Annotated in this window: 3 protein-coding genes; 1 reads left to right on the forward strand and 2 read right to left on the reverse strand. The window is 60.8% G+C overall.

The window, feature by feature from the left end; all coding sequences use genetic code 11:
• Positions 1-17 precede the first annotated feature (17 nt).
• Positions 18-5,126 carry an alpha-2-macroglobulin family protein gene (locus tag H5U08_RS07090; protein ID WP_297031635.1) on the forward strand — a complete coding sequence of 1,703 codons (5,109 nt, stop codon included), beginning with the start codon at positions 18-20 and terminating at the stop codon, positions 5,124-5,126.
• A 7-nt stretch (positions 5,127-5,133) separates the two neighbouring features.
• On the opposite strand, the gene H5U08_RS07095 is transcribed toward H5U08_RS07090, so the two are convergent.
• Positions 5,134-6,153 (reverse strand): amidohydrolase family protein, encoded by a 1,020-nt coding sequence (locus H5U08_RS07095; protein WP_297031637.1) that lies wholly within the window; start codon positions 6,151-6,153, stop codon positions 5,134-5,136.
• 45 nt (positions 6,154-6,198) lie between these two features.
• The coding region (locus tag H5U08_RS07100) for an alkaline phosphatase (RefSeq protein ID WP_297031639.1) at positions 6,199-7,166 on the reverse strand (968 nt) is incomplete at its 5' end.

Genomic DNA, 7,166 nt, shown 5'->3' on the forward strand with positions numbered 1-7,166 from the left:
AACCAACCCTGGGAGTCGTGTGTTTCCAGGGGGCGCACATTCTGGGGCATCGGCTCGTGCCTTTGAAGACGGGTGACAACGAACTGGAAATTCCAATTTCGGCTGAAATGGCGCCACGATTTGATTTGAGCGTGGCCGTCATGCGCGATATCCGGGATGATCGCGCTCTCGTGGGAGGACCATCGGGTGACTCGGATGACGCGGTGGCCGATGTGACGCCTCCACCACGACGGTTTTTCGAAGCCGTGAGCGGATTTGACGTCGAGCGCGACCTGCGGGTGAAGGTGGAATGGAAGATCAAGGGCCAACCCGCAAAGCAAACACCCAGCCCCGGCGACGAGTTGGAAGTCACACTGACCACCACCGATGCCCAGGGACGACCGATCCCTGCTCAGATCAGTGTGGCCCTGGTGGAATCGCTTCTGCTGGAGCGTTTCGGCCGTGGGCCGTCGCTGGTGGAATGGTTCCGCGGCGAGATGCGTGAGGGGGCATTTCGGACGCTCAGCACGATTGAGTTCCGTTATCAGCCAATCACCCGTCCCATCGACAGACTCTTGCTTGCTGAAGAAGAACGGGAACAGCTCGAAGCGGATGAGGCGGCCACGCGACTGGCCCTGGGGCCCGCGGGCGGTCCGCTAGGCGGCTTCGCTGGAGTCCCAAGGGATGCGGCGGAACTGGCGGAGCAATCAGCCATCCCGGAAGCGGAGGCATTGGGGAGAACCGCAAACGAGCCGCTGGCCGAGGTCGAAATGGCCAAGAAGGCCGATACCCGCGCCCGCCGCGGTAGGCCAACAAACGGCGAGTTGGCTCAGTCAGAACAGAAGATTGAAGGAAGGATGGAGAAATCTGCCGCTGCCAACGCGGCAGGCGAGCGGCAACTGAAGCAGGCGATGGATAAATTCTTTGCGGGCGTGGTGGAAGAAAGAGCCGGAATGGCGGGCCGATTCCTCACTCCTACGCAGGGCAATCTCCAGCAAGTTAGTGCCGCTTCGACACAAGAATTCCTGGTCCTGGATGCCCGAGGACGACTGGAATGGCTGGGCCCCTCGCAATTGCGGAAGGTTGATCTGGCGGCACTCGCCGAGCGGCTCAACAAGGAAGGATCGCTGCTTTATCCGCTGTCGTCCGCCGCAGAAACCGCTTTCTGGGACCCTGCCGTGGAAACGGGGCCGGACGGCAAAGCCACCCTCACGATTCCCCTTCCCGATCGGGCCACCACATGGCGACTCATCGCCCAGGGGATCACCGTCGATACCCTGGTGGGTGAAGACGATATCACCATCCAGGCTAAGAAGGATTTCTTCACCGAGATCAAATGGCCCGGGGTGTTGCGGCTGGGTGATACAGCCGATATTCCCGTCGTGCTCCACAACGGCCGTTTTGACTCAGGCACCGTGGAAGTCGCGCTGACGCGGGTCGTCGGTGCCCGTCGCACCACCGATACGCGGCGGGTCAACTTCCAGCAAAAGGGGCCTGCATCGGTGACGTTCACCGTACCAGTAGCGATGCCCGCCGAATGGTACGAAGCCCTCAAGGCGGCCGAGAAACCCGAGCAGGTGGAAGAACTCCTGCGGCAGAGTGTGGAATTCCATCTGGCAGTCCTCGACCCGACATCCCAAGAGGTGCTGGACAGCACCACACAGTCCATCCCATTGCAACCGCAGGGCGTGATGGAGTATCTGACAAGCGGTGGGTCGGCAACTGGGGACACCACCACCTGGCTGGAATTGCCGGATATCCCGGAAAGTTCGCCCTGGTTGATGGAAATCCTTGTTGGACCGAGCATCGACCGAAGCCTGCTCGACCTTGTGACGGGTTCACCCCAACAGATGAGATTGGCACTCATCGAAACCTCATCTCCTGCGGAAAAGCTGGTGGCGGAATTGATGACGGCGGTGGTCGTCCAGAATTATCTCCGCAAAGTGGCTCCGCAGGACGTTTCCATGATGCCGGTCATCGATGCGCGGATCCGTTCCGCCATTGCCGGGTTGGTGGCCAGCCAGCAGGAGGACGGCGGATGGGCCTGGATTGGGTGTCTGCTGCCTGAAGAACGAGCCCGAAGAAAAGTGGCTTCCGATCCGCGGACGTCTGCTCGGGCTTTCTGGGCCCTGTGCCTGGCGCGTGCGGCAGGCTACGGAGTTGCCCAACCCACCATGGATCGTGCGACCGCCTTTCTCAACCAGGCCATCACCCGCGCACCGGCCGAGGATAACGAAATCCGCGCGGTCCTCGTCCATGCGCTGGCCCAGCAAAAACAGGCCGATTTTGCTCTCCTCAACCGGCTCCATCGGGAAAGACAGAATCTCTCCCTGGAAGGCAAACTGTACCTGACGTTGGCCCTGGCTGCCATGGATCGAAAGCCAATGGCGGAGGAAGTGCTCCACTTGATTGACCCTGCCGTCCTGGCTGAAGGGAAACCGCAGGATCGGGTTGCCTGGGGGACTCTTTCCCCGGCCGAGGCCCACGCGTTGTACGCCCTCGCTCTGGAAGCCGTTCTACCCCAATCCCCTGAATTGCCGCGGCAGATCGATTGGCTGATGGCGCACCGTGTGGGAAACCGATGGATTCCCGATCGGGCCACCGGCCCGGCCGCCTTCGCCCTCACCCAGTGGTTCGCCAACCAGGGATTTCAGAATGAAAGCTGCCGGATCACGGTGTTCGTCAACGATTTTCAGGTAGCCAGCCTTTCCCTCGATCCGCAGTCGGCGACGCAGTCGGTGCTGGTTCCGCCAAAATTTCTCGCAAAAGGAAAACAGCGGATTCAGTTTCGTGTGGAAGGACGAGCCCGTTACACCTACCAGTGCCTCGCCAGCCACTTCGTCCCCATGGCCCAGGCGCGGGAAACCCCCTACCGTTACATACTCCGGGCAGCACCGCTGGAGGTGGAGGGACGTGAGATTCCGGCAGGGGTTGCACCGGTGATCCCCAAACCAGGCTGGTCGATGCCCGTGAATACCGTCAGTCAGCTTCCCGTAGGCAAGCAGGCGATTGTATCGGTGGATGTCTTCCCCGGTTGGGATCAAAAGAGCAATCAGATCACCCAGCTCATCGTCAGCGTACCAATCCCCGGCGGGGCGGCCGTGGTGCCGCAGTCCATCCAGACAACATCCGAACGTTATGAAATCCGGCCGGGAGAAGTCGTCTTCTACGTCGATCGGCGGGATCCTGCGGTCGGCGTCTCGTTCAGTTTCCGCATCGTGGGATTGGTGCCGGGCAAATACGACCTCGACGCCGTGGTTGTGCGGGACGCCGATGATCCCGCAAGTTACGGGGTCATTCGTCCCGGGCGATCTTCCGAAGGAAACATGAAGCTCGAAGTCCTTCCACCGGGAAGTCCCAGCAAGGATCAGTACGTCCTGTCGCCCCAGGAAATGTACGAACTGGGGAAGATGGCCTTCGGCAAGCAGAACTGGCAGGAGGCGGAAAAGTATCTTGGTCAGCTCCTGACGAGTCCAAATTGGCGGGTGCGGGACGAGGTCCTCAAAGAACTGGCTGCGATGATGGTGGACATCTCCCTGCAACTCGACAAGCCGCACGAGGTGGTTCAGTATTTCGAAATCCTCAAAGTCAAATGGCCGGATTTCGAAATCCCGTTCGATAAAATTCTCAAAATCGCCGCCTGTTACGAGCGGATGGGTGAATATGAGCGAAGTTTTCTCATCTTCCGCGCCACCCTGGAAAGCCGGTTTGTCGCCGACAGCAATGTGGCGGGGTTCCTCGATGATCAGAAGGAGTTTCTCCGCAGCGTGGAGGTGATGAACCGGCTCCTTGCGGAATATCCGCCCGAACCGTACACGGCGGCCGCTCGGTATGCCCTGGCTCAGCGGATTTACGCCAAGTCAGGGGAAGACGATCCTCGGCTCCGCAAGGCGCGGATCAACCGCATCCACCTGATCCATCTGGCGTGGGAAATGCTTGACCGCTTCTTGACGGCATTCCCGGAGGATCCGGCGGCCGATCAGGCGGCCTTTGCCGCAGCCAATGCCCTTCTGGACGGCCGCTTCTACGAACAGGCCGCCGCTTCCGCCGCCCGATACGCCCAGCGCTACCCCAAGAGTCCTCTCGTGGACAGCTTCTGGTACATGATCGGCTATTGCCAGTACGCGATGGGGCAATATCAGCAGGCTATCGAAATGTGCAAGAAGGTCGCCGAAACGCAGCGAACGGATCCCGCCACCGGGCGAACCGTGGAAAGTCCCAACAAGTGGCAGGCCCTCTACATCCTGGGCCAGATTTACCACAGTCTCGGGCAACCCGCGCAGGCGATCCAGTATTACGGCATGGTTGCCCAGCGATTCTCGGATGCCAGAGAGGCCATCGAGTACTTCACCCGCAAGGCCATCGAGATTCCCGAGGTGACCACCATCCCACCCGGCCAACCGGTCACAGTACCCCTTCATTTCCGCAACCTGGCCACGTGTGAAGTGCGGGCGTACCGCGTGGACCTGTTCAAATTCGCCCTGCTCAAGCGGGATCTCGCCGGGATCACGGAAATCAATCTGGCGGGCATCCGACCGGAGCACGAAGAAACGCTTGCTCTCGGTGACGGCCGGGACTACCGCGATCGGGAACGCGAGCTGAAGTTGCCCTTCCAGAAAGAAGGGGCCTACTTGGTCGTCTGCCGTGGCGAGTCCTTCTACACCAGCGGGATGGTTGTCGTCTCTCCGCTGACCCTGGAAGTGCAGGAAGACGCGGCCTCCGGTCGTGTGCGGGTGACCATCAAGGATAGTTCCGGCAACTTCGTGAAAGGTGTGGAAGTGAAAGTCATCGGCAGCCGCAACGGGGACTTCGTCTCCGGCGAAACCGATTTACGTGGCGTGTTTGTGGCCGACGGCATCCGCGGAACGGTCACAGTGATTGCCCGCTACCAGGGTGACAAGTATGCCTTCTACCGCGGAAAAGTCGAACTTCTGCCGGAGGCTCTCCCAGCCGCCCAGGCTCCCCAGGGAGCGCCGGTCCCGGGAGCGGCAGGCAAACCGGGCGAACTGCCACGCCGTCGACCGGAAGACGAACTGCTGCGAGGGCTTCGAGAAAGCAATCAACTCTTCCAGCAGCAGCAGATCGAAAATCTGCAACGGATGTACCGCGAGAATCGCAAAGGAGTGGAAGCATCCCAGGCGTTCTGAGACCGCATCAGCCTAACTGGTAGAAGCGGACGGCATTGTCGTGGAAGAGCTTCCCCCGCTCTTCCAACGGACGATCGGCCACAATCTGGTGAAGGGCCAGAATCCATTCGCGCAGCGAGGCCCCCTTCGTGCAGACCGGCCAATCCCCCGCAAACATGACTCGGTCAGGACCGAACGCCGCCAGACAGTGGTTCACAATGGGAGCCAGGTCTTCAGGGCCCCAGTCGTCCGGTTTGACGCGGGCGATAATCCCGGAGATTTTGCACACCACGTTCTGCCGGGCGGCCAGGGTGTCGATCCCCCGTTTCCACCGTTCCACATACCGAGCGGCTTCTTCGCCCCGTTCTTTGCCCCATCGCCCAAACTGCTGGGGGTCGGCGTTGCCACAGTGGTCGAGGACGAACCGGGTTTCCGGGCAGGCGTCCACAATTTCCACGGCATCGGCCAGCCAGTCAGGCGGAATGCAGATGTCGAAACGCATTCCCCACTCCCCCAGAAGCCGTAAATTCGCACGCATCTGAGGACTGAAGTACAGCTTGTGGCCGAGTTTGCTCGCGGGCGGAATCCATCGCACTCCCTTGACAACCGGGTTGCCACGGAACCGGGCAAGATAGGCGGTAAACTCCTCGCTGGCAGGGCGGCCCCCGATGACAGCGGCCACAGTCGGACCTTCGCCCCTGTGACAGATGTCGATGATCCACTCCGCTTCTTTTACAACGTCTTCATCGACAACGGCCACCTCCATATACACGGCTTTCACGACGGGCAGCCCGGCCACGGCCTGCAGATAGTCGCGGAGCAGATAATCGCGGTTGAGCCGGCTGTCCCCGGCCAGCCACGGGAGACGAAGTCGCGACAGATCCCACAGATGCTGGTGGGTGTCCACGATGGGGATCTTCTCAACATCAGGTGGAACGGATACTCCCGCCAGCGAGCCGGCAGGCACCCTCCATCGGCCCACACCGCTCGCAACGCCGCCCGCCATGAAACCAGCCGCTTGCAGGAATCGACGGCGTGTCCACTTCATCTCAGCATCTCCCGAGAGGCCACAGAAGCGAAGCGGAAAACCATGTCACGGGGCGAGATTCTGGCCGGTCAGGACCGCCCGACTCACGCGGAAAATGTCCGTGTTGTCCACGAATTCGCCCGAGATGCCCCACGCTTCGGCAGCCCGCGGATCTTTGCCGCGGATGAGTTTCCGGAACGAATCGGCACCCGCACCACGGGCATAAAGAGGCACCAGCGAATTGGTATGGCCGGTCGAGTTGTACCGCGCGGCCGGCATCTTACCAGGACCCTGGTCGCGGACAGGATCAAACGGCGTCTTGTCGGAATTGGGTCCCCAGAGCAGCCCACATTCGTGATCCGCCGTCAGAATCAGCAGTGTCTCATCCCAGGAACTGTTTTTCTCGATCCAGTCGACAACTGCTTCCACAGCGGCCAGGAAGTCGCTCTGTTCTTCGATCATCCGATGGAGCTGATTGGCATGGTTGGCCCAGTCCACCGCCCCACCTTCGATCATCAGGTAAAATCCCTGCGGGTTGTTATCGAGGACATTGATGGCTCCCACGGCCATCGTGGCCAGGGTCGGCACGTTATCGTTGAAGGGAGTGGCGAACGGCTCGTTACGAACCACGATTCCCAGGAGACCTCCCCGAGCCTGTTGAAGAGTCGTGGCCACCTGGGCTGTCCCCACAACCTTGGCAGGAGTAGATCCCTGGGTCAGTTTTTCGAACTGCTCCTTGGTTTGAATGAGCGTCCATCCCCCGGGATGCCTACCTGCTGTAAGCGACAGCCACTCGGCCAGTCCGCCCACGTAACGGCAATCTTTGTCAGTGGCCTCGCCCGACTTCCTTTGGCCGTTGTTATCATACTCCGGATGGCCTGCCCCCATGATGACCTGCAGATAGGGAGCCGCCAGCATTTCCCGGGCGATCTCCGCGTAGTTATCGCGCTCCCGATTATGGGCCCCACCAAATCCGGCAGGCGTGGCGTGGGACCACTGGACCGATGTGACGACCCCCGCCGACTTACCCAACT

The sequence above is a fragment of the Thermogutta sp. genome, from assembly GCF_014359955.1.
Lineage (GTDB): Bacteria > Planctomycetota > Planctomycetia > Pirellulales > Thermoguttaceae > Thermogutta.

Bases quoted from the DNA above. Each gene is read 5' to 3' on its own strand.
- H5U08_RS07095 (WP_297031637.1), bottom strand. From the start codon at position 6,153: ATGAAGTGGACACGCCGTCGATTCCTGCAAGCGGCTGGTTTCATGGCG.